The following is a 24387-nucleotide window of genomic DNA, read 5'->3' as shown; positions in this document are numbered from 1 at the left end:
TATGTGTATTTATTGTGCCGCCGCATACAACGCGATAATGTCGGCCTGCGTGGCGGTGCGTGGGTTACTGCGAATACAAATATCTTCCAGCGCGGCGTGAGCCCATGCGCTGTAATGCTCGGGCTTCGCCCCAACGTCAGAGAGTCGTTTGGTCTGGCCCACTTCGCTAATCAACTCGCTGACGGCGTTGATGGCATCGCGATCGTCCGACTTCTTGTTGGTTAGCGCCCGTCCGATATGGCTGAAACGCTCACGACACACCATGCGGTTGAAACCCATTACTGTGGGCAGCAACATGGCGTTAGCCTGTCCATGTGGGATGTGCAGCGTCGCACCCGGCTGGTGCGCCATCGCGTGACACAGGCCCAGCCCCGCGCTGGAAAACGCCATCCCGGCCATACAGGAAGCCAGTAGCATGCTTTCTCGCGCCGCCAGATCCTGACCATAGCCAACGGCCTTCGGCAGCGATTTACCTATCATCGCAATCGCGCCAATCGCCAGACTGTCGGTAAACGGCGTCGCGTTCAGAGCGCTATACGCTTCAACGGCGTGCGTCAGCGCATCGATCCCGGTCATCGCCGTTACGTGTGCGGGCACACCTTCCGTCAGCGCAGCGTCAAGAATCGCCACATCCGGCATCAGGGTTGCATGGGCCAGCACTTTTTTAAGCCCGGTCGCAGCGTCGATAATCACCGTGACATTAGTGGTTTCTGAACCCGTTCCGGCGGTAGTCGGTACGGCAATCAGCGGCAGACGCGGGCGTAACGCGCTGCTCTCATCCATGTCTGCCAGCGTCTGGGTGGGATTGGTCACCAGCAACGCCACGGCTTTTGCGGCATCCAATACGGAACCGCCACCAAAGGCCACTACGCCATCGCACTTCGATTCACGCAGTTGCGCGACCGCCGCGCAGACGTCCGTAATGCACGGTTCGCCCACCGGACATGGCCACAGCGTCATCGCCACGCCTTTCATCGCCAGGCTGCGTTCCAGTGCGGCGGTCATCCCCGCCTGGTGCAGGAAACTGTCGACCATGACGAACATATGCGTCAGGCCGCGCGTTTGTGCTTCCTGTCCGCAGGTACTGAGCGCTCCCAGTCCACACAACGTAACCGGTGGAACGCTAAACGTTTTTACGCGTTGCAGATTCAGGGTATCGAATGCCTGAAAGAGCGCGGTCTGCAATTCAGCTTGCATAGATTCCTTCCGCTTTTTCTTTTCCGCTATTTGCAATCGCCAGCGGGGTCATAAACAGGCTGTGCTGGGGTAAATGCACCTGCAGTTCCGGGAAACGCTTACGAAACAGTTCATCAACGCCCGGCTGCATACAGGAACCACCGGCCAGCCATAAATCAGCCACGCCCTGTCCGGCAATATGGTGAGCCACAATTTCCGCCATTTTTTCGTAGACCGGCTTAACCACCGGCCAGATTTCTTTACCGTTGCTGCGTTTGTACTGCTCCGCCTCTTCCAACTGGATGCGACGGTTCCCGGCAAGCGTCAGAGAAATGTGGTGCCCGCCGGTCGCTTCATCGGCGGAGTAAGTCACCTTGCCTCGCTTCACAATCGCAATCCCGGTGGTACCGCCACCGATATCCACCACGCCAGCGTTATCAAGCTGCAACAGGTCCGCCACCGCGGTCGGTTCGTCGAGCACATGACTGACTTCAAGCCCGGCAGATTCCAGCACGTTGATCGAGATCCGTGGGTCAGTTCCCGGTGGAAACGAGGTTGCCGCGTGGGTAAAGCGGCAACCCAACTGTTGTTCGAGCGTATCGAGATGGCGACGAACGATGGTCACCGCACCGAAGAAATCCCAGACGATGCCATCGCGCACGACGTCGGCCCAGTCCAGGCAAACCGCAACCGGCTGTCCGTCACTGTCGACAACCATCGACACCACATCACACGTCCCCAAATCCACGCCCAGCCACAGCGGTGAATCGCTCTTTACGGGCGTCTGGTTACATAGCGTTGCCGCTTTTAGCAATCTGGGTGTCAGCCAACGTTGTTCGTCGTGCGCCATGTCGTTCACTCCTTATACAATTCTGAAGGCATCCACCAACACACAGCGACGCAGACGCACAAACGTGCGTGCGCTGGTCACCCCTTCCCCGGTTGGCGTGGTAATGGTCATCGTGGTCCAGCCTTCGCCGCCGAGTCCAAGACCGGCAATGCACGGTCCGTTCTTAACGAAAATGCTGGTATCAATGGCGTTGGCCATGCGGTTCATGTTGTCGATATTGCGCGAGTGCATCGCCGCCGTATGGTGACAGCCGCCTTCAAGCTTGACCGCCAGTTCAATGGCCTCATCGACGTTGGCGACCCGCACGACCGGCAGAACCGGCATCATCAGTTCGGTTACGGCAAACGGATGAGTCGCAGAGGTTTCGACGAACAACAGCCGGGTTTGCTCCGGTACGTTCAGACCAATCGCCGCAGCGATTTTTCCTGCGTCGCGGCCAACCCAGTCACGACTGACCGTGCCTTTACCGCGTTCATCGACATTTTTCAGCAGCACCGGTTGCAGCTGTTCGGCCTGAGCCGTGGTCAGCTTGACTGCATGCTGGCTTTCCATCAGACGCATCAGCTCATCAGCGACGCTATCGACCACGATCAGCACTTTTTCGTCGGCGCAGATAATGTTGTTGTCAAACGAAGCGCCTTTGACGATCGACTGGGCTGCGCGTGCCAGATCAGCCGTTTCATCAACCACCACCGGCGGATTTCCCGCACCGGCGGCAATCAGACGTTTGTTGGTGTGCTTACGCGCGGCGTCCACTACGGCTTCACCGCCGGTCACCACCAGCAGGCCGATGCCTGGGTACTTAAACAGACGCTGGGCGGTTTCGATATCTGGATTGGCCACGGTAACCAGCAGGTTTGCCGGTCCGCCTGCTGCAACTACCGCCTGGTTAAGCAGAGTGATAGCGCGCTGAGACACGCCCTTGGCAGCCGGATGCGGTGCGAAGACCACGCTGTTGCCAGCCGCAATCAGGCTGATGGCGTTGTTAATAACGGTCGCAGCCGGGTTGGTGGACGGTGTCACCGAGGCCACCACGCCCCACGGCGCGTTTTCAATCAGCGTCAGGCCGTTATCACCGGTCAGAACCTGTGGAGACAGGCATTCCACGCCCGGCGTGGCGCGTGCCTGCGCCACGTTTTTGGCAAATTTATCTTCAACGCGTCCCATGCCGGTTTCTGTGACGGCAAGTTCCGCTAATTCTCGGGCATGTTTTTCGCCCGCCTCACGTAGAGCCGTGATAGCCAGTTGGCGCATGGCAACGCTTTTCAGCCCTTGCTGGGCCAGTTTTGCTGCCGCCACTGCGTCATCCAGGGAGGCAAAAACGCCCATTTCTTGAACGGCACTGACGGGTTGGCTGCTGTCTTTCATTTTCAGCAGCACCGCTTTCACGACCTGTTCAATATCCTGTTGATTCATGATTTTCTGCCTTATTTATGGAAGATCACCTGACCACCTGCCACCACTTCATCAACAATGCCAATCACGCACAGATCGACAGGTGATGATTCGTTACGGTGCGCCTGACGGGCTGAGCTTCCGCTGACCAGCAGCACCCACTCTCCGGTTCCCGCCCCAATGCTGTCGATAGCAACAGCACATTGCCCGTCGGGATTTCCGCAGGCATCAATCATTTCCACCATCAGCAACTTGTCGTGCGCGAGCCCCTGATGGCGTACGGTACAAACAATTTGTCCTGTGACGATTGCCAGTTTCATACGCGCCTCCGTGGCATATTTCAGGTAAAACCTCCCCCTACCCTCCGCAGAAGGTAATGTGAAAAGGAGAGAGGGTGACGCCAGCAATGAAGTCTGTGGCGTCACATGGACGACTTACATGTCGTTGCTGTCGCCTTTAAAGCTGATCGGGAACACTTCTTCCAGATCGCCATGCGGACGCGGGATCACGTGTACGGAAACCAGCTCACCAATACGCTGTGCAGCAGCAGCACCAGCATCCGTTGCGGCTTTACATGCCGCCACGTCGCCACGGACCATTGCAGTAACCAGACCGCCGCCGATCTGCTTCACGCCGACCAGTTTCACGCGTGCCGCTTTAACCATTGCGTCAGAAGCCTCAATCAGTGCAACCAGGCCCCGGGTTTCAATCATTCCTAATGCTTCCATTGTGTTTTCCTCTCATTAAGGGGTCCAGAACGGGACCTAAACAACCAGTGTGTGTGAGGCGTTTTCACGACTCATGTCAGTCTGACGCGGCACTGCTGCCACCAACGCCAGTTCGATAATTTCCTGTACGCTACAGCCGCGAGAGAGGTCATGAAGCGGTGCGGCAAGCCCTTGGATCAACGGACCTACGGCACGATAACCTCCCAGACGCTGGGCGATTTTGTAGCCAATATTGCCTGCCTCCAGCGATGGGAAGACCATCACATTGGCATTGCCCTTTAACGGACTGGCGGGCGCTTTTTGCGCGGCGACATCCGGAACAAAGGCGGCATCAAATTGCAGTTCCCCATCCACGGTAAGCTGCGGGGCACGCTCACGAACGATCTCCGTAGCCTGCTGCACGTTAGCGACGTTGGGATGACGAGCGCTGCCTTGACTTGAAAACGACAGCATGGCCACGCGCGGTTCTTCACCGGTGATCGCCTGCCATGTCTGCGCGCTGGCAATCGCAATATCCGCCAGTTGTGCGGCTGTGGGCTGCGGCACGACGCTGCAATCGGCAAACCCTAATGCCGGCCCGAGGTACTGCGGCAGCATCAGGAAAATTGACGACAGCGTTTTACAGCCTGGCTGTAACCCAATAATGCGTAACCCAGCGCGCAGCACGTTTGCTGTCGACGACAAATTGCCCGCAATACAGACGTCAGCTTTACCCGCGCTAACCATGGCGGCGGCGAACATCAGCGGATCGTTGAGTTTTTCCAGCGCATCTGCAGGCGTTTTATCTCCCGCGCGGGCCAGCCAGCGCAGCGCAAACTCTTCACGCATGGACTGGTTGCTTTGCGGGTCGATAACCTGAATGCCATCCATCGCCACCCGATGGCTGAGGGCAAACTGGCGCAGCGCAAACGGACTGGCGACGAGAACAGGATGTGCCAGACCGTGCTGATGCAGGTAATTTGCCGCTTTCAACACCCGAACATCCAGCGCATCCGGGAACACCACCCGTGCAGGTGAGCGCTGGGCGAGTTGACGAGCACGTTCAATGATCATTGCTTCTCCCCCAGTCGCTGTTGAATTTGGCTAACCGTCAGTGGATGCTTCGCTACGCTCAGAATCATCATCACGTAGACCGTACTGGAAAGGCGATTGAGCGCCTGCATGATGTCCGGTCGCATCACGTCAAAACTACGGGTGATGAATACCTGGGCCGCCACCGTCTCCGTTTCACGGACTTTGGTACGCAGCAGATTAAGCAACGCGCAATCACGGCCATGACTGGCTTCAGGCACCAGATGGTCGTGGTCCAGATAGCGCAGCGGCTGATGCGAAAGCCGGTGTAAATCTTCGTCGCTTAAACCGACAATAGCTTGTGCTGCCAGCGGCTCGTCGATAGCGTCGGCGCGCATAATGTTGCCCAGACGCGAACGGATATCCGCCAGCCACGGCTGCCACGGTTCCGCCAGCTCTATCTGCAACCACACGGCCAGGGCGATGGTGCTGTCCAGCGCGGCGCGAAATCCCAGGCGCGGGTCACTTTTAGCGACCATCTTGTCCGCTGTCAGATGCGTCAGCGTGTCTGCTTTCTTCACCACCGGTTGATGACACAGTTCGCAACTGGCCTGTGGATGCGTATCGCTGCTGGTTAAACCATGCACCGGCTGCGGCTGCTGTTCTTCGTCATCAATAAACAGGCTGCCCTGCTCGTCGATAAACTTAATGCGCAGATGTCGGCTTTCCAGTAATTCCCGGGCAGATGGCGTCAGGCGAGCATCAGCGGGGAGATGAATTTCAGCCCCTTCGCTGAGCGTATGATTCGCTCTGAGCCATGCTTCGGTAATGAAATCCTTCATACATCCGCCTTAGCAGGACTGCCAGTTCGCAGGCCAGGCCACATACAGAAATTTCACCGTCGATGGCGTACCAAATTCGATGCTGGAGCCTTTCGGGATAAACATCACGTCCCCGGCTTTAGCAATCATGGTTTCGCCTTCGTGGCGAACGTGCAGCTCGCCTTCCAGAATCATGTCGATTTCGTCGTAGTTCAGCGTCCATGGGAAAAAAGCGTTATCCCACTGCATGAACCCGGCGGCCATGCTGCTACCGTCCTGGTCGGTCACCAGATCGGTTAAACCCACGCAGTGCGGCTGTGCGCCGTCAAAACGACCAAACTTCACGCTGCTGCCGTCGATGACTTTGACGCCGCCTTTGCCGGTCACCGAGTTAAAGCTCGGCTGCATTCCGCCCTGCTCCAGCGACTGTTTCTCCTTCATGACTTTGTCCATCAGTTGGGCGACCAGGCTTTCGGTAAACTGCCCTTCCGGTAACTGCGCAATGATGGTTTCGCGAATGCGCTGGCTTTCCGTTTTGCCATCATTCACCGCAGCCGGTGCAGCAGCAGCAGCGGTTGGCGCGGATTCATCGCATTCACTGATGGTGACGCCCAGCAGCTCCGCAACTTCGCGCGCCTCCGGGGTGATGATGCTGGCGCGCAGAACAACCGACATTTCCTGTTCGCCGCGTGCGTGGGCCGCACGAATATCGTTAGCTGTGATGAGTTTTTTCACCTGCCCTTTCCTCCTTTTGGCTGAGCTCAGTCAGATAATCCACCAGGTGCTGCACGCTGCGCGGGTCATGGCTGTTGAGTTCGAAAATCGGCTCCTGGAACCCTATCCCGCGAAGTAGTTGTCGCGTTGCGGCGACGTCGGCATCCGGCATGTCCGTTTTGCTGATAACGGCGATTTGTCGTTTACTGGCGCCGATATCCAACAGCCCGGCAGGTAAGCGACTTTCTTTATCATTTGCCGCGTGTATATAAATCAACGTATCAACATCCTGCAGCGTGGTAATTAAGGCGTGATACCAGCGCGGATGGCTAAAATATTCTCCTGGCGTGTCGATATCGCCATTTTCATTAAACTCCACGGCCTGTGTTTTTCTGGCGAGGGAATAATTTCCCTGTAGCGCATTAAAGAGCGTTGTTTTCCCCGCCCCCACCGTACCGACAAACGCAATACGTTTCATCGCCGCCTCTGATTAACTTTTTGTCAGGTTGCACAAAGTGAAATTTAATAACCGACCCAGACCGCTTACCGTCTGTAATAACGCTTCTTCTACCGCGCCTACCGAGCCGTAGATGACCAGCGCACCGCTAAATCGATCGAGAAAGCCGATATGTACATCTGCCGCCTTCATAGCTAAGTCACCGGCAATCATCGCGGTTTCGCCTGGCGTCAGCGTCATGATGCCGATGGCGCCCGCTTCGGGAACACCGATCTTTTTCGCCAGTTCCTCGCCGGGGTGCGCAATGAGATGCGCCAGCGTAACCTGTTTCCCCGGCACAAATTCCTGAATAATGCGTTCTTTTTCCATTGCTCACCGCCTCCTCTAAAACTGCCCTCATCGTGGCAATTTTTTGTCAGAGTAAATAACAAAATTCGGCAACCATGTTTAAAAGGTGAAGTGGATCACTAAGAAAGGAGAAATAAAAAGGCGCGGGAGAAACCCGCGCCGGAAATAAATTAAAGTGAAATTACAGCGGTTGAGTTTGGGCTTCTACGACCGCCAGCGCCACCATATTAACGATACGACGAACAGAAGCGATCGGCGTTAATACGTGAACCGGTTTCGCAACCCCCATCAGCACCGGGCCGACCGTTACGCCTTCAGAGCTGGAAACGCGTAGTAAGTTGTAACTAATACGGGCAGCTTCCATATTCGGCATCACCAGAATATTCGCTGAGCCTTTCAGCGGACTGTCCGGCATGCGGTCATGACGGATGCTTTCCACCAGCGCGGCATCGCCGTGCATTTCGCCATCAATCATCAACTCTGGCGCACGCGCCTTAATCAGCTCCAGCGCTTCGCGCATTTTGCTGGCCGACGGACAGTTAGATGAACCAAAGTTGGAGTGCGACAGCAGCGCTACCTTCGGTTCGATACCAAAGCGACGCACGGTTTCTGCCGCCATCACGGCAATTTCCGCCAGTTGCTCCGGCGTAGGATCGTCGTTAACGTAGGTATCGGCGATAAAGGTGTTACCGCTTGGCAGCAGCAAGGCGTTCATCGCCCCGGCAGTATGCACGCCATCGCGGTGACCAAACACCTCTTTCACCACGCTGAAGTGCTCATGGTAGTCGCCAATCGTACCGCAGATCATCGCATCCGCTTCGCCGCGCTGCACCATGATCGCACCGATCACCGTGGTGTTGGCAATTACCGCACGCTGCGCCTGCTCCTGGGTAATACCACGACGTTTCATAATCTGGTAGTACTCGCTCCAGTACTCTTTAAAGCGCGGATCTGACTCATTGTTGACGATCTCAAAATCGACGCCCGCTTTGATCTGCAGACCCAGTTTCTGGATACGCATTTCGATAACGCTCGGACGACCGATCAGGATCGGTTTCGCCAGACCTAAAGTGATTAGCTCCTGCGTGGCATGCAGTACACGCGCCTCTTCCCCTTCAGTCAGCACCACGCGCTTCGGCGCTTTGCGTGCCAGAGAGAAAATCGGTTTCATGAACAGGTTGGTTTTGTAGACGAATTCGGTCAGCTTATCGATGTAAGCATCAAAGTCGGCAATCGGACGCGTTGCCACACCGGAATCCATCGCCGCCTTCGCCACCGCAGGGGCAATTTTGACGATCAGACGCGGGTCGAACGGTTTCGGAATAATGTATTCCGGCCCGAAGCTCAGGTCCTGGTCGCCATAGGCGGAGGCCACCACTTCGCTCTGCTCGGCGTGCGCCAGCTCAGCAATGGCGTGTACCGCGGCCAGTTTCATCTCTTCGTTGATGGCAGTAGCGCCGACGTCCAGCGCGCCGCGGAAGATGAACGGGAAGCACAGGACGTTGTTAACCTGGTTCGGGTAGTCGGAACGGCCGGTGCAAATGATGGCGTCGGAACGCACCTCTTTCGCCAGCGGCGGCAGGATTTCCGGTTCCGGGTTGGCGAGGGCCAGGATCATTGGCGCACGCGCCATCTTCTTAACCATTTCCTGCGTCAGCACTTTCGGGCCAGAGCAACCGAGGAAAATATCTGCGCCGTCAATGACATCATCCAGCGTACGCTTACCGTCATCCACCACTGCGTAAGCCGCTTTGGTTTCCGCCATGTTTGGTTCACGATCTTTGTAAATCACCCCTTTGGAGTCGCAGACCACAATGTTGTGTTTCTGCATCCCCAGCGCCACCAGCAGGTTCATACAGGCAATCGCCGCCGCACCTGCGCCGGACACCACCATGCGCACATCAGAGATATTTTTCTCAACCACCCGCAGACCGTTAAGGATTGCGGCAGTACTGATGATTGCCGTACCGTGCTGGTCATCGTGGAATACCGGAATATTCATGCGCTCACGGAGTTTTTGCTCAATGTAGAAGCACTCCGGCGCTTTGATATCTTCGAGGTTAATGCCGCCAAACGTTGGTTCAAGCGCCGCTACCACGTTGATAAATTTATCCGGATCGAGTTCATCAACTTCGATATCGAACACGTCAATCCCGGCGAATTTCTTAAACAGAACGCCTTTACCTTCCATCACCGGTTTACCGGCCAGCGCGCCAATATTACCCAGGCCCAGAACCGCAGTACCGTTGGAAATAACCGCAACCAGGTTGCCGCGTGCGGTGTATTTGTAGGCTGCCAGCGGGTCCTTTTCAATTTCAAGACACGGTGCAGCCACGCCCGGCGAGTAGGCCAACGCGAGGTCGCGCTGGGTTGCCAGAGGCTTGGTCGGAGAAACCTGGATTTTACCGGGTACCGGAAATTCGTGGAAATCGAGGGCGCTTTGTTTTAACTGGTCATCCATCTTGTTGTTCCTTTCACGTATCTATCAAAAAAGTGGCGCGGGTAACCATTCTACTGAGCCGCACATTATCACCTCAGTCAACGGCACAAACTTTGAAGGTCCCCATACTCTCACCATTCAAAGAAAGAATTTGTTATCAATTTATAACATCTATGTTACCTGCTTAAGCCAGCAATACCATGCTTGTCTGCTATGCTTTTTGCTGACAACGCCCGCAATTATCTCAAAAGTGTGAATCACAACACGCATCTAACACTTTACTTTTCAAGGAGTATTTCCCATGACCCGTAAAGAGCTTGCCAATGCCATTCGTGCGCTAAGTATGGATGCCGTCCAAAAAGCTAACTCTGGCCACCCTGGAGCACCAATGGGGATGGCCGATATCGCCGAAGTACTGTGGAACGATTTCCTGCGCCATAACCCGTCCGATCCCACCTGGTACGATCGTGACCGGTTTATTTTATCCAATGGCCACGCCTCAATGCTGCTTTACAGCCTGCTGCATCTTTCCGGCTACAACCTGCCGCTCGAAGAGTTAAAGAACTTCCGCCAGCTCCATTCGAAGACGCCAGGACACCCGGAAATTGGCTATACGCCGGGCGTGGAGACCACCACCGGACCGTTGGGTCAGGGTTTAGCCAACGCTGTCGGAATGGCGATTGCAGAACGCACGCTGGCGGCGCAGTTTAACCAGCCAGACCACGAGATTGTTAATCACTATACCTGGGTCTTTATGGGCGACGGCTGTCTGATGGAGGGCATTTCTCACGAAGTGTGCTCGCTGGCGGGCACCCTGGGGCTTGGCAAACTCATCGGCTTTTACGATCACAACGGCATCTCAATTGATGGCGAAACCGACGGCTGGTTTACCGACGATACCGCGAAACGCTTTGAGGCCTATCACTGGCATGTGGTGCACGAGATTGACGGTCATGACCCTGAGGCGGTGAAAAAAGCGATTCAGGAAGCACAGGCCGTTACCGATAAACCGTCGCTGATTATCTGCCGCACGGTGATTGGTTTTGGTTCACCGAATAAAGCCGGGAAAGAGGAAGCGCACGGCGCTGCGCTGGGTGAAGAAGAAGTGGCGCTGACCCGACAGAAGTTGGGGTGGCATCATCCTGCCTTTGAAATCCCCAAAGAGATTTACCGGGCGTGGGACGCTCGTGAAAAAGGCGAGAAAGCCCAACAGAGCTGGAATGAGAAATTCGCCGCTTATCGACATGCGCATCCGGATCTGGCGGCAGAGTTTACCCGCCGGATGAGCGGTGGACTGCCGGAAGAGTGGGAAGAAACGACCCAGAAATATATCACCGAGCTGCAGGCCAATCCGGCCAAAATCGCCACCCGTAAGGCCTCGCAAAATACCCTGAACGCTTACGGGCCGATACTGCCTGAGCTGCTTGGCGGTTCGGCGGATCTGGCGCCCAGCAACCTGACCATCTGGAAAGGCTCCACTTCTCTTAAAGAGGATCATGCAGGAAACTACATCCACTACGGCGTGCGGGAATTTGGCATGACCGCGATTGCCAACGGTATCGCTCACCACGGGGGCTTCGTACCGTACACCGCAACGTTCCTGATGTTTGTCGAATATGCCCGTAATGCCGCACGCATGGCGGCGCTGATGAAAGCCCGACAAATCATGGTTTATACCCACGACTCGATTGGCCTTGGGGAAGATGGTCCCACGCACCAGGCCGTCGAACAGCTCGCCAGCCTGCGTCTGACGCCTAATTTCAGCACCTGGCGACCCTGCGATCAGGTTGAAGCGGCGGTAGGCTGGAAGCTGGCGGTCGAACGCCATGACGGGCCAACGGCGCTGATCCTCTCGCGGCAAAATCTGGCGCAGGTTGAGCGGACGCCTGAGCAAGTGCAGCAGATTGCCCGCGGCGGCTATGTGCTGAAGGATGGCGGCGGTAAGCCGGATGTTATCCTGATTGCTACCGGTTCAGAAATGGAAATCACACTGCTGGCGGCGGAAAAACTGACCGGTGAAGGTCGTAACGTGCGGGTGGTTTCTCTACCCTCAACCGATATCTTCGACGCCCAGGATGAAGCGTATCGGGAATCGGTCCTCCCCTCAAACGTCAGCGCGCGCGTGGCGGTAGAAGCAGGAATTGCCGACTACTGGTACAAATATGTTGGGCTGAAAGGGGCGATTGTCGGTATGACGGGTTATGGGGAGTCGGCTCCGGCAGACAAGCTGTTCCCGTTCTTCGGCTTTACGGTGGATAACATTGTCGACAAAGCGCATAAGGTGCTTAACGTGTGATCCACAGCGTGGGCCAGGCATCTGGCCCATGCCAGTTATCGCAGCTTGGCTCTTGGGCATAGCGCACCAGACGAAAACGCTGACCGTCGTAGCGCCAGCGAGTCTGGATACCGCAATCTGCCAACCCTCGTCCTTTAGCGAGGGTTACCAGCTCGCGCGACTTCTCATCAAACGTGGCGTTGGTCAGCTCCATATCGCGGCTTTCCGCATCCGTTTTAAAAGGCAGGCTTAGCCGTACCGCCCGTGACGTCAACGGGGTAGTACGTGAAACCACCCACGCCAGATCGATGGTGTTATATGCCCCGGCTTCACAGCCGATCATCAGCAGCGCTTTATCATCCGTTAAGGCCGTGACGCGCATCTCGCGACGCAGCGGATCGATCGAACAGCGAATACCGTTGATCCGCCAGTTACCGTAATCCAGCAATTCACTGCGCTCTTGTTGCGTGAGAGGCGTTGGCGTTGGGTTAATCACAGCCACGCCTTTTAAAGCGGGAGCGGGAGGAACGCTGAGCGGAGGCTCGTCGCCTTTTTCGATCCATGCGGTTTCGCTGCCGACCCGTTTTTGCTGGGCGTCGATAAAAAGCAGCGCGGCTTTTAGCCCGAGCAGGGACAGGTTTTGCGCCCCTTTTTGCAGGGTTATCGCCTTCGCGTCCTGTACGGTTGTTAAAAATGCGCTGATGGTGGCCGGATCATCGGTCATCAGTTGCCAGGGGGTAATACGCCAGTGTTCGCCGCGAAGCGGGAGCGGCGCGCCATCCAGTAGCAGACGTGGCGCAATATCGCTCTCTTTGGCTGTGGGCGATTCCAGCCCACCCAGTTCAATACGCAACACGGCGTCGGTATGTGCCCCGGCACTGCGGCTCAAGGTCATGACCAGGCCGTGATGTTCTCCGGTATTGCGCGCCACGCAAAAGTTTTGGTTATTGCACGTCACCTGCCAGTCAGAAAACGTCTGTTGCGCGGGCGCGGCCCACAGCAAACGGACGGGTAACAACCCGAGCAGGAAAAGTAAAATAACGCGATAGCGCATGGACGGTACAACCCCGAAGTCAAAACACACAGCCTAAGCGGTATCTTCCTTGCGCGACTGATGTGGCTCAATAAGAATCGTCGGATTGGCCGAAAATTTGTAAAGAAATATAAATCCCGCGCATTAGTCCATGAGATGCGACGATTGCAAATAGTTCAGCAATAGCACCGTCTTACCGTCACGGATCTCACCCGTTTTAATCATTTCCAGCGCCTGGGTGAACGGCAGCTCCAGAACCTCAATATCTTCATCTTCCACACCTCCGCCCGCATTTGCCCGCTGGCTGTCGCTGTATTGTGCAATAAAGAAATGAATTATCTCCGTCACGCCGCCCGGCGACATATAGAGCTCAAACAGCTTACGCACTTCCCCCACTTCAAAGCCGGTCTCTTCAATGGCCTCTTTCCGAATGCACGCTTCCGGTTCGTCGTTATCCAGCAGCCCGGCGCAGGTTTCAATCAGTTGACCGCTTTCATTACCATTGACCCAGGTGGCGACGCGAAACTGGCGGATGAGCACCACCGTTTTCTTCTCCGGGTTATACAGCAGGATAGTGGCGCCGTTGCCGCGATCGTAAACCTCGCGTTTGTGACGAATCACCTCACCATTGCTACGGGTCAGGTCATAGGTGATATTGCGCAGGATGAAGTAGTTATCGGAAAGGACTTTATCTTTGATGAGGGTAATTTTTTGCGACATACCGGCTCCACAGCAAGAAGTGAGAAATAATACTACGCCGTGAAACCGGGTTTGTCTTGGTGCAATGTCGGCCTGATAAGCGAAGCACCATCAGGCAATTATGCGGCACAGATCCGGATAGCAACGCTAACGCGCCTTATCCGGCCTTCTTAGCGACTTAGTGAGATTTGACTGATTTTACGCCCAACCAGTCGACGATCCCCTGGGCGGCATGCCGTCCTTCCGCCATGGCCGTAACCACCAGATCCGCACCGCGTACCGCATCACCACCGGCGAAGATTTTCGGGTTACTGGTTTGATAACGGTATGCGCTTTCAACATTGGCGGCTATGCGCCCCCAGTTATCGACCTTAACCCCATGCGTCTCCAGCCACGGCATGCCATGTGGGTGAAAACCAAACGCCATGATCACCGCATCTGCGGGCATGACAAACTCACTCCCGGCGAGGGGAACCGGGCGACGACGCCCCTGCGCGTCTGGCTCGCCAAGCTGGGTACGTAAAAAACGCACGCCGCTGACTCGCCCATCATCATGTAACACCAGCTCAACCGGCTGGACGTTAAACTCGAAGTTCGCCCCCTCTTCCCGGGCGTTCTTCACCTCTTTTTTCGAACCGGGCATGTTGGCTTCATCACGACGATAAGCGCAGGTCACCTGGCGTGCGCCGTGACGCAGCGCGGTACGCACGCAGTCCATTGCCGTATCGCCTCCGCCCAGTACAACCACGTTCAGTCCGGCGGTATCGATGAACGGCTCTTCAGGCAGTTCATCCAGCCCCATCACCTGCTTGGTGTTGGCAATCAGGAACGGTAACGCGTCATAAACGCCAGGCGCGTCTTCATTCGGCAGATCCGCCTTCATGGAACGATAGGTTCCTACGCCCACGAACACGGCATCGTAATCCTCCAGCAGCGCCGACAGCGCCACATCCTTACCCACTTCACAGTTAAGTTCGAAATGAATACCCATGGCGCTGAAGATTTCACGGCGGCGGGCCAGCAGCGATTTGTCCAGCTTGAAGGCCGGAATGCCGAACGTCAGCAAACCGCCGATTTCAGGGTGGCGATCGTATACGGTGGCGCTGACTCCGCTGCGCGCCAGCACATCCGCGCAGGCCAGACCCGCCGGACCCGCGCCGATGATAGCAACGCGCTTATCCACTTTCTGCACGTGGCTTAAGTCCGGTCGCCATCCTTTGCTCAGGGCCCGATCAGAGATGTAACGCTCAATATTTCCGATAGTGACCGCCCCATGCTCGCTACGCACCGTGCATGCCCCTTCGCAAAGTCGGTCCTGCGGACATACGCGCCCGGTCACTTCCGGCAGGCAGTTGGTCTGGTGAGAAAGCTCAACCGCCGCGTCGATATTCCCGGCTTTGACCAGTTCAATCCACTGCGGAATATGGTTATGCAATGGGCAGGTCCATTCGCAAATACTGTGGTCGCCGCATTTCAGGCAGCGGGACGCTTCCCGTTCCGCTTGCGCCGTACGAAACGGCAGATAGATCTCCTCAAAGCTGGTTTTACGGGCCTCAATTGCCAGCTTATCCGGCTCACCACGCGCAGGCGTCGCCTGCATTTGCTCACGTTTGGTAATTGCATGCGAAACGAAATCGGTGGCGTTGGCATGCCAGGGCTGGCTTTCCAGACTGGCGGTGCGTAGCCTGCGCGCTTTTGACAGACCAGTAAGCGAATTTTCCGTCACCAGTTGTAACGCTTGTGCCGGACAGTTCTCTACACAGGCAGGTCCTTGTTCGCGTCCCTGACACAAATCGCATTTGTGCGCAGTGGCTTTCACCTTCCCTTTAGCGACAGGAGTGAGTACGATCTGCATCGTGCCGAAAGGACAAGCAACGACGCACGATTTACAGCCAATACACTTTTTCGGGTTCACCTGAACGCTGTCGTTATCATGGCTGATTGCCCCGTTCGGGCAACTTCTGGCGCAGGGCGCATCTTCACAGTGATGGCAGGTTACCGCACTGCGCTGCTGCTGATGCTTGATGACGGTAATTCGGGGCTGGAAATGCCGTTGACTCAGGACATGCTGCTCGCCATTGTGAGCCATGACGCAGGCGACCTCACAGGCATGGCATCCCAGGCACTGCTGGCTATTAACCATAATAAAACGATTCATGGCTTCCTTCTTTTTTGGTTGCAAAAACCTTATTCTTTATATGAGTGTTGTTATTAACCGACACGGAAGGAAGCGGCAATGTTCATTTGCCCAGGAAGCACAACTATTTATCCAGAACCTGTGGCAGATCAATTTATTTCATCGCATATGAAATTGCGTTTCAGTTACCATCCAGTTTCATGGCGTTTTATTAACATTTATCAAATACACCGCATCGTTCGGGCTGTTTTAAGGCGCGACGTGTATTGTGTGAGGATGCACAAGTGACGGTAAAGCGTCCGGTCTCGGCCAGTCTGGCTAAAGCTTTTTTCTACATAGTGCTGTTGTCGATTCTCTCAACGGGTATTGCGCTGCTCACGCTGACCAGCAGCTTACGAGATGCCGAAGCCATCAACGTGGCTGGCTCATTGCGCATGCAAAGTTACCGTCTGGGTTACGATCTGCAAAGCCAAAGTCCGCAGCTTAACGCTCACCGCCAGCTTTTCCAGCAGGCGCTAAACTCGCCAGCACTACAGAACCTGAACGCGTGGTATGTGCCTCAAGCAGTAAAAAGTCGCTATGGGCGTCTACATACAAACTGGCTGGAAATGAACGCCCGTCTGATCGATGGCGATTTAAATTGGTACCAGAGCAATATCAATAACTATGTCGATCAAATCGATCTCTTCGTGCTGGCGCTGCAGCATTATGCCGAACGCAAAGTGATGCTGGTTTTTGGTATTTCACTGGCGGGCGGGATCGGCATTTTCACCCTCGTTTTCTTTACCTTACGGCGTATTCGCCAGCAGGTGGTGCGTCCGCTGAATAAGCTGGTGGTGGCCAGCCAGCACATTGAACACGGTCAGTTTGACATCCCGTCGCTGGATACTGATTTGCCCAACGAACTCGGGTTGTTGGGCAAGACCTTCAGCCAGATGTCGAGTGAATTACACAAGCTGTACCGCTCGCTGGAAGCGTCTGTCGCTGAGAAGACCCACGATCTCCACGAAGCTCATCGTCGTCTGGAAGTGTTGTATCAGTGCTCTCAGGCGTTAAATACCAGTCAGATTGATGTGTACTGCTTCCGCCATATTTTACAGATCGTCCGCGAGCATGACGCCGCCTATTTCCTGGAACTCACCGTCGGAGATAACTGGCGAATTAGCGAAGGCGCAAAAAGCCCCGAGCTGCCGATGCAGATCCTGCCGGTCACCATGCAGGAAACCGTCTACGGTGAACTGCACTGGCAAAGCCCGAACGTCAATGCTTCTACCCCTCTGCTCAACAGCGTCTCCTCGATGCTGGGTCGCGGGTTGTACTTCAACCAGGCGCAAAAACATTTTCAGCAGCTGTTGTTAATGGAGGAGCGGGCGACGATTGCGCGCGAGCTGCACGACTCGCTGGCGCAAGTGCTCTCTTATTTACGCATTCAGCTCACGCTGCTGAAGCGTTCGATTCCCGAAGATAACGCCCCAGCGCAAAGCATTATGGCGGATTTCTCTCAGGCGCTGAACGATGCCTACCGCCAGCTACGCGAACTGCTCACCACCTTCCGCCTGACTTTACAGCAGGCCGATCTCCCCTCCGCCCTGCATGAAATGCTGGAAACGCTGCAAAATCAGACATCGGCTAAACTGACGCTTGATTGCCGGTTACCGACCCTGGCGCTGGACGCGCAAATGCAGGTGCATCTGCTGCAGATCGTCCGTGAAGCGGTGCTGAACGCGATTAAACATGCCAGCGCAACCGAAATTGCCGTCAGTTGCGTGACCGCGCCGGATGGTAATCACACGGTTTATATTCGCGATAACGGCATCGGCATTGGCGAGCCGCATGAGCCTTCGGGGCACTATGGATTAAATATTATGCGCGAGCGGGCGGAAAGGCTGAGCGGCACGCTGACTTTCTCTCAACCCTCCGGAGGGGGAACGCTGGTGAGCATCAGTTTTCGTTCGGCAGAATCCGACGGAGAGCTAACGTAAAGAACCGCAAAGCGCCGTCGGTTCTCGATCCAGGCCTGACGGCGTTGGCACGAAAGGTATGCTGTAAACGGGCATGATAATTTACATTATCTTCTTTTTTTCTCCACGTTTGCCCCGTACCTTGCCGCTAAAGTGAAGCAATTCACACCCATAACGATACGCAGAAACACGAGGTCCCCTTTTAATGGCGAATTTTTTCATCGATCGCCCCATTTTTGCCTGGGTGTTAGCAATCCTGTTGTGCCTGACAGGAACCCTGGCTATTTTTTCGCTGCCCGTTGAGCAATACCCCGATCTGGCACCGCCAAACGTGCGGGTAACCGCGAACTACCCTGGCGCGTCCGCACAAACCCTGGAAAATACCGTCACCCAGGTTATCGAGCAGAACATGACCGGTCTCGATAATCTGATGTACATGTCGTCGCAGAGCAGCGGGACAGGCCAGGCGTCGGTTACGCTGAGCTTCCTCGCGGGAACCGATCCTGATGAAGCCGTCCAGCAGGTGCAAAACCAGCTGCAATCGGCAATGCGTAAGCTGCCGCAGGCGGTACAGAATCAAGGGGTCACGGTGCGAAAGACCGGGGACACCAATATTCTGACCATCGCCTTCGTCTCCACCGATGGCTCAATGGATAAGCAGGACATCGCCGACTACGTCGCCAGTAATATCCAGGATCCGCTCAGTCGTATAAACGGCGTGGGCGATATTGACGCCTACGGTTCACAATATTCCATGCGTATCTGGCTCGACCCGGTCAAACTTAACAGCTTCCAGATGACCGCCAAAGATGTGACCGATGCTATCGAGTCACAGAATGCGCAGATTGCCGTCGGGCAACTTGGCGGCACGCCTTCGGTGGACAAACAAGCGCTGAATGCGACGATCAACGCCCAGTCGCTGCTGCAGACTCCGGATGAATTTCGCGCGATTACGCTACGCGTCAACCAGGACGGCTCAGAAGTTAAACTGGGCGATGTGGCGACGGTCGAAATGGGTGCGGAAAAGTACGACTATCTCAGCCGCTTCAACGGCCACCCGGCTTCCGGTCTGGGGGTAAAACTGGCCTCCGGCGCCAATGAAATGGCAACGGCGGAGCTGGTTATCGACCGCCTGAACGAGCTCTCACAGTATTTTCCGCACGGGCTGGAATACAAGGTGGCGTATGAAACTACCTCCTTTGTCAAAGCCTCAATCATCGACGTGGTGAAAACACTGCTGGAAGCGATCGCGCTGGTATTCCTTGTCATGTACCTGTTCCTGCAAAACTTCCGCGCCACGCTGATTCCTACAATCGCCGTTCCCGTCGTCCTGATGGGTACTTTTTCCGTGCTCTACGCCTTTGGCTACAGCGTTAACACCCTGACGATGTTTGCGATGGTGCTGGCGATCGGCTTGCTGGTCGATGATGCCATTGTGGTGGTGGAAAACGTCGAGCGTATTATGAGTGAGGAAGGCCTCTCGCCGCGGGAAGCGACGCGGAAATCGATGGGGCAAATCCAGGGCGCGCTGGTCGGTATCGCCATGGTGCTGTCGGCGGTGTTTATCCCGATGGCCTTCTTCGGCGGCACTACCGGGGCTATTTACCGCCAGTTCTCGATTACCATCGTCTCCGCAATGGTTCTTTCAGTTCTGGTGGCGATGATCCTCACCCCTGCCCTGTGCGCCACTCTGCTCAAACCACTACATAAAGGCGAGCATCACGGGCAAACCGGTTTCTTTGGCTGGTTTAACCGGATGTTTAACCGCAACGCCGAACGCTACGAAAAAGGCGTCGCCAGGATCCTGCACCGCAGCCTGCGCTGGATACTGATTTACGGCCTGCTGCTCGGCGGTATGGTTTTCCTGTTCCTGCGCCTGCCAACCTCCTTCCTGCCGCTCGAAGACCGCGGCATGTTTACCACCTCGATACAGTTGCCCAGCGGCTCGACCCAGCAGCAAACATTGAAAGTAGTTGAGGAAGTGGAGAAGTATTACTTCACCCATGAGAAAGACAACATTACGTCGGTCTTTTCCACGGTCGGTTCTGGCCCTGGCGGGAACGGTCAAAACGTGGCGCGGATGTTTGTCCGCTTAAAAGACTGGGATGATCGTGACACCACCACCGGAACCTCTTTCGCCATCATCGAGCGCGCGACTAAAGCCTTTAATAAGATTAAAGAAGCCCGCGTCTTCGCCAGCAGCCCTCCGGCGATTAGCGGTCTCGGGAGCTCTGCCGGTTTCGATATGGAGCTGCAAGATCACGCCGGTGCGGGCCATGATGCGTTAATGGCCGCGCGCGACAAGCTGATTGAGCTGGCCGGGAAAGACGCGTCTCTGACCCGTGTTCGTCATAATGGTCTGGACGACAGCCCGCAGTTGCAAATTGATATCGATCAGCGCAAAGCCCAGGCACTGGGCGTTTCCATTGATGACATCAACGACACCTTGCAAACGGCCTGGGGCTCCAGCTACGTCAATGACTTTATGGACCGGGGTCGCGTGAAGAAGGTTTACGTGCAGGCGGCGGCAAAATATCGCATGCTCCCGGACGACATCAATCTGTGGTACGTCCGCAATAATAGCGGCGGCATGGTGCCTTTCTCGGCCTTTGCCACGTCGCGCTGGGAAACGGGTTCACCGCGTCTGGAACGCTATAACGGCTACTCCGCCGTCGAGATTGTTGGCGAAGCCGCCCCAGGCGTCAGTACCGGTACGGCGATGGACATTATGGAATCGCTGGTCCACCAGTTGCCGACCGGATTCGGCCTCGAATGGACCGCGATGTCTTACCAGGAACGACTGTCGGGCTCTCAGGCGCCAGCTCTGTACGCCATTTCTTTGCTGGTGGTGTTCCTGTGTCTGGCGGCTCTGTACGAAAGCTGGTCGGTTCCCTTCTCCGTCATGTTGGTTGTACCGCTGGGGGTCATTGGCGCGCTGCTCGCTACCTGGATGCGCGGTCTGGAAAACGACGTGTACTTTCAGGTCGGGTTACTCACCGTTATCGGGCTTTCGGCGAAGAACGCAATATTGATTGTTGAATTCGCCAATGAGATGAACGAGAAAGGTCACGACTTGCTCGACGCCACGCTGCATGCCTGTCGCCAACGCTTACGCCCAATTCTGATGACGTCACTGGCGTTTATCTTTGGGGTGTTGCCGATGACCATCAGCAGTGGCGCAGGTTCCGGCGGTCAGCATGCGGTAGGGACTGGCGTAATGGGCGGGATGATTTCAGCCACAGTCCTTGCGATTTACTTCGTTCCTCTGTTCTTTGTGCTGGTACGCAGACGTTTCCCGTTGAAGCCACGCCCAGAATAATCGGACACAAAAAAGGCGACTTACGTTGAGTCGCCTTTTATTATCCTTTGCAGGATATGAATTTCTTCCAGAAAATTATTTACGAAGCATCACTTCGATAAAGTCTTTCCAGTTCCCCAGTTCACGTTCAATCATAACAACCTCTCTTATTATTATGGGCATTCTACGAAATCATCATCATAAAAAGAAGATCATTTAACCAATGGTTGCGATTACATCCTCCATGTGTTCGGGGGTATATGTAATCACTATGCGCTAACCCCATAAATTTTATGTGACTTACTGCAATATTTTGAAATATTCATACATCATCTACGACTTTGGCAATTCTGATGGAAAAACAGGCTGATGCAAACAGGCAAAATCTGATTTTCAGTTCCCCGTGAATTTTGGAACTTTCAGGAATCATTATTCACCATTCAACAACAATGTTATATTTTTCTATAACGGTTCGATGACAATATGTATTATTCATGTTTATAGAACACGAGAATAAATATTCAAATTACGTCAATAAGGATTCAAATGATCACCCTCTACGGCATTAAGAATTGCGATACGATTAAAAAAGCCAGACGCTGGCTGGAAGACAATGGGGTCGACTACCGCTTCCATGATTATCGCGTCGACGGCCTGGACAACGCGTTATTACACGCCTTTATCAGCGAATTAGGTTGGGAGGCGCTGCTCAATACACGTGGAACCACCTGGCGCAAACTGGATGAAGCCACACGTAACCAAATCACCGATGCGTCCTCTGCTGCTGCATTGATGATTGAAATGCCTGCAATTATCAAACGCCCATTGCTCTGCGCGCCGGGTAAGCCTATGCTGCTTGGCTTTAGTGAATCCAGTTATACGCAGTTTTTTAATGAGGTATAGTCTATGTCGTGCCCGGTTATTGAGCTGACACAGCAGCTTATTCGCCGTCCTTCCCTGAGCCCGGATGATGCCGGGTGCCAGGCGTTAATGATTGAACGCCTGCGCGCGGTAGGTTTTACCGTTGAGCGTATGGATTTTGGTGACACACAGAATTTTTGGGCATGGCGCGGCAAAGGTGAGACTCTGGCATTTGCCGGTCACACTGACGTAGTGCCTGTCGGCGATGTCGATCGTTGGATTAATCCACCGTTCGAACCGACTATTCGCGATGGCATGTTGTTCGGGCGTGGCGCAGCCGATATGAAAGGCTCACTGGCGGCAATGGTCGTGGCCGCAGAACGTTTTGTCGCCCAGCATCCGAACCATCAGGGTCGTCTGGCGTTTTTGATAACCTCTGACGAAGAGGCCAGCGCCCAAAACGGCACCGTAAAAGTGGTTGAAGCACTTATGGCGCGCAATGAACGACTGGATTATTGTCTGGTTGGCGAGCCATCCAGCACGGAAATCGTTGGCGACGTGGTGAAAAATGGGCGTCGTGGTTCACTGACCTGCAATCTGACCATTCACGGCGTGCAGGGCCACGTAGCCTACCCGCATCTGGCCGATAACCCGGTACACCGCGCGGCGCCAATGCTCAATGAACTGGTGGCGATTGAGTGGGATCAGGGCAACGAATTCTTCCCGGCGACCAGCATGCAGATTGCCAATATTCAGGCAGGAACCGGCAGCAACAATGTTATTCCCGGCGAACTGTTTATCCAGTTCAACTTCCGTTTCAGCACCGAATTAAACGATGAAATGATTAAGTCCCGGGTGCTGGAGCTGCTGGAGAAACATCAGTTGCGTTATACCGTCGACTGGTGGCTTTCCGGTCAGCCGTTCCTGACCGCACGCGGTAAACTGGTGGATGCGGTGGTGAACGCCATTGAGCACTATAATGAGATTAAACCGCAGTTACTGACTACAGGCGGGACGTCCGACGGGCGTTTTATTGCCCGCATGGGGGCACAGGTAGTAGAACTGGGGCCGGTCAACGCGACCATTCATAAAATTAATGAATGTGTAAATGCCGCCGACCTGCAGCTGCTTGCCCGTATGTATCAACGTATCATGGAGCAACTCGTCGCCTGATGAGTGTTCCTGTAAGAGGAAATGAGCATGGACTGGCTGGCAAAATACTGGTGGATTCTAGTGTTGGTGTTTCTGGTAGGCGTATTGCTGAACGTGATTAAAGATCTCAAGCGCGTCGACCACAAGAAATTTCTTGCCAATAAGCCGGAGCTTCCCCCGCATCGTGATTTTAACGATAAATGGGATGACGACGACGATTGGCCAAACAAGGATCAACCGAAGAAATAAGCCAACGTAGGCCGAATGGCGGTTTCACATCGCCATCCGGCCTGCGGGTTAAATCATCTCAATCACATCATCATCGTGAGGCTTACCGCCGCTCAGCGCTTCATCAAAGTAGTGCTTCGGTACGGTAACACGCAGGTGGTCGAGCGCAAACTGCATACTGCGTTCATCAATGGCGTGCCCCAGATTTTCGACGATATCCAGCGTCACATCCCCACCGGCGCGTATTAACGCCTCCTGCGCGGCAACGGCATGAGATAACTCAATCACCCGGTCTTCACCGCCGTGAATCAAATGCACCGTCGTCGCGGTGGTTGCAACCTCCGGCAACGTGGCATAGCGACCATTAAAGGCGATGACCCGCGACGCCAGCCCTGGCTCAGCTTTAATACTCTCAAGCGACATAATCGAGCCCTGAGAAAAACCAATCAGCGCGGTCGCCTGAGGCGAAACGCCGCTTTGCTTCTGCCAGTAGCGAACGGTTTCGATAAAGACCGGCATAATCGCGTCAATACGCGCCTGGCGGTTCTCTTCCGTTATCCCCTGTACAGAAAACCACTGACGCCCGGAAGTCGTACCATAAGGCTCTGCCCCGCCAATGCTGACGATTAGCGCATCCGGAAACAGCGGCGCAAACCAGGAGCCAATTTCGCCCATGGCAACCGGGTTATCGCCGACGCCATGAAACAGCAACAAGAGCTGTTGAGCGGGTTTATCGGGACTTTGAACAACAAAATGGTCATGTTTCATGGCGATCTCCTTAACTGATGAGAATCATTCTACGC

General features: G+C 55.0%; 22 protein-coding genes. 6 read left to right on the top strand and 16 right to left on the bottom strand.

The genetic code is table 11. The features are described from left to right. Positions 1-9 precede the first annotated feature (9 nt). From eutG to maeB, 11 genes are all read right to left on the bottom strand, one after another. A complete protein-coding gene (gene eutG / locus GFC06_RS11090; protein ID WP_016153951.1) occupies positions 10-1197 on the bottom strand; it encodes an ethanolamine utilization ethanol dehydrogenase EutG in 1188 nt (395 codons plus the stop codon). Continuing rightward, on the bottom strand, positions 1187-2026 hold the full coding sequence (gene eutJ, locus GFC06_RS11085) for an ethanolamine utilization protein EutJ (RefSeq protein WP_016153952.1): 840 nt from the start codon (positions 2024-2026) through the stop codon (positions 1187-1189). Before eutJ ends, eutG begins: the two co-directional genes overlap by 11 nt. Before the next feature lie 12 nt (positions 2027-2038). Continuing rightward, positions 2039-3442, bottom strand: coding sequence for an aldehyde dehydrogenase family protein (locus tag GFC06_RS11080; RefSeq protein ID WP_016153953.1), 1404 nt, complete (start codon positions 3440-3442; stop codon positions 2039-2041). A gap of 11 nt (positions 3443-3453) precedes the next feature. Further along, complete coding sequence (eutN, locus tag GFC06_RS11075) at positions 3454-3741, bottom strand: ethanolamine utilization microcompartment protein EutN (RefSeq protein ID WP_016153954.1); 288 nt, start codon at positions 3739-3741, stop codon at positions 3454-3456. 114 nt (positions 3742-3855) lie between these two features. After that, positions 3856-4149 carry an ethanolamine utilization microcompartment protein EutM gene (gene eutM / locus GFC06_RS11070; RefSeq protein ID WP_003835054.1) on the bottom strand — a complete coding sequence of 98 codons (294 nt, stop codon included), beginning with the start codon at positions 4147-4149 and terminating at the stop codon, positions 3856-3858. Positions 4150-4185: 36 nt separating this feature from the next. After that, entirely contained in the window at positions 4186-5202 is a 1017-nt protein-coding gene (gene pta, locus GFC06_RS11065) for a phosphate acetyltransferase (RefSeq protein ID WP_016153955.1), read from the bottom strand. Then, the gene (gene eutT, locus GFC06_RS11060) at positions 5199-6002 is read right to left on the bottom strand and encodes an ethanolamine utilization cob(I)yrinic acid a,c-diamide adenosyltransferase EutT (RefSeq protein ID WP_049282277.1); all 804 of its coding nucleotides are present in this window, start codon (positions 6000-6002) and stop codon (positions 5199-5201) included. Before eutT ends, pta begins: the two co-directional genes overlap by 4 nt. 9 nt (positions 6003-6011) lie before the next feature. After that, positions 6012-6716, bottom strand: a complete 705-nt coding sequence (gene eutQ / locus GFC06_RS11055; RefSeq protein ID WP_153690156.1) for an ethanolamine utilization acetate kinase EutQ — start codon at positions 6714-6716, stop codon at positions 6012-6014. Continuing rightward, a complete protein-coding gene (gene eutP / locus GFC06_RS11050) occupies positions 6694-7173 on the bottom strand; it encodes an ethanolamine utilization acetate kinase EutP (protein ID WP_016153958.1) in 480 nt (159 codons plus the stop codon). The genes eutQ and eutP overlap by 23 nt, the downstream gene beginning before the upstream one ends. Before the next feature lie 12 nt (positions 7174-7185). Next, on the bottom strand, positions 7186-7521 hold the full coding sequence (gene eutS / locus GFC06_RS11045) for an ethanolamine utilization microcompartment protein EutS (protein WP_003037995.1): 336 nt from the start codon (positions 7519-7521) through the stop codon (positions 7186-7188). Positions 7522-7681: 160 nt separating this feature from the next. Further along, on the bottom strand, positions 7682-9961 hold the full coding sequence (maeB, locus tag GFC06_RS11040) for an NADP-dependent oxaloacetate-decarboxylating malate dehydrogenase (protein WP_016153959.1): 2280 nt from the start codon (positions 9959-9961) through the stop codon (positions 7682-7684). A 280-nt stretch (positions 9962-10241) separates the two neighbouring features. Here maeB and tkt point away from each other — a divergent pair, with 280 nt between their 5' ends. Continuing rightward, positions 10242-12236: a transketolase gene (gene tkt / locus GFC06_RS11035; RefSeq protein WP_016157105.1), complete on the top strand. Its 1995-nt coding sequence runs from the start codon at positions 10242-10244 to the stop codon at positions 12234-12236. On the opposite strand, the gene GFC06_RS11030 is transcribed toward tkt, so the two are convergent. The 3 genes from GFC06_RS11030 to aegA all read right to left on the bottom strand — a co-directional run bounded on the left by GFC06_RS11030 (position 12226) and on the right by aegA (position 16105). Further along, the gene (locus GFC06_RS11030; RefSeq protein WP_153690155.1) at positions 12226-13269 is read right to left on the bottom strand and encodes a DUF1176 domain-containing protein; all 1044 of its coding nucleotides are present in this window, start codon (positions 13267-13269) and stop codon (positions 12226-12228) included. The two genes, tkt and GFC06_RS11030, sit on opposite strands and share 11 nt — an antisense overlap. Positions 13270-13392: 123 nt before the next feature. Continuing rightward, positions 13393-13968 (bottom strand): GDP-mannose pyrophosphatase NudK, encoded by a 576-nt coding sequence (nudK, locus tag GFC06_RS11025; RefSeq protein WP_016157107.1) that lies wholly within the window; start codon positions 13966-13968, stop codon positions 13393-13395. 157 nt (positions 13969-14125) lie between these two features. After that, positions 14126-16105, bottom strand: a complete 1980-nt coding sequence (gene aegA / locus GFC06_RS11020; protein WP_049270080.1) for a formate-dependent uric acid utilization protein AegA — start codon at positions 16103-16105, stop codon at positions 14126-14128. A 263-nt stretch (positions 16106-16368) separates the two neighbouring features. On the opposite strand from aegA, the gene narQ reads away from it, so the two are divergent. After that, on the top strand, positions 16369-18066 hold the full coding sequence (gene narQ / locus GFC06_RS11015) for a nitrate/nitrite two-component system sensor histidine kinase NarQ (RefSeq protein ID WP_153690154.1): 1698 nt from the start codon (positions 16369-16371) through the stop codon (positions 18064-18066). Between the two features lie 184 nt (positions 18067-18250). After that, positions 18251-21364, top strand: a complete 3114-nt coding sequence (acrD, locus tag GFC06_RS11010; protein WP_153690153.1) for a multidrug efflux RND transporter permease AcrD — start codon at positions 18251-18253, stop codon at positions 21362-21364. A 75-nt stretch (positions 21365-21439) separates the two neighbouring features. Here acrD and ypfM read toward each other — a convergent pair whose 3' ends face one another. Further along, positions 21440-21499: a protein YpfM gene (ypfM, locus tag GFC06_RS11005; protein ID WP_001386977.1), complete on the bottom strand. Its 60-nt coding sequence runs from the start codon at positions 21497-21499 to the stop codon at positions 21440-21442. A 390-nt stretch (positions 21500-21889) separates the two neighbouring features. Between ypfM and GFC06_RS11000 the strand changes: the two genes are divergently transcribed. Genes GFC06_RS11000 through GFC06_RS10990 form a run of 3 tightly spaced genes read left to right on the top strand, consistent with a single transcriptional unit; the run spans position 21890 to position 23605 of the window. Continuing rightward, the gene (locus tag GFC06_RS11000; protein WP_016153966.1) at positions 21890-22246 is read left to right on the top strand and encodes an ArsC family reductase; all 357 of its coding nucleotides are present in this window, start codon (positions 21890-21892) and stop codon (positions 22244-22246) included. Positions 22247-22249: 3 nt separating this feature from the next. After that, positions 22250-23377: a succinyl-diaminopimelate desuccinylase gene (gene dapE / locus GFC06_RS10995; protein WP_016153967.1), complete on the top strand. Its 1128-nt coding sequence runs from the start codon at positions 22250-22252 to the stop codon at positions 23375-23377. A gap of 27 nt (positions 23378-23404) precedes the next feature. After that, positions 23405-23605, top strand: a complete 201-nt coding sequence (locus GFC06_RS10990) for a YpfN family protein (RefSeq protein ID WP_003835080.1) — start codon at positions 23405-23407, stop codon at positions 23603-23605. Between the two features lie 48 nt (positions 23606-23653). Here GFC06_RS10990 and ypfH read toward each other — a convergent pair whose 3' ends face one another. Next, positions 23654-24352: an esterase gene (gene ypfH / locus GFC06_RS10985; protein WP_153690152.1), complete on the bottom strand. Its 699-nt coding sequence runs from the start codon at positions 24350-24352 to the stop codon at positions 23654-23656. Between the last annotated feature and the right edge of the window lie 35 nt (positions 24353-24387).

It is taken from the genome of Citrobacter braakii (assembly GCF_009648935.1).
GTDB classification, from domain to species: Bacteria; Pseudomonadota; Gammaproteobacteria; order Enterobacterales; family Enterobacteriaceae; genus Citrobacter; species Citrobacter braakii.
The sequence above is the reverse complement of the archived record's forward strand: the minus strand, read 5'-3'. Positions and strand labels throughout refer to the sequence as shown.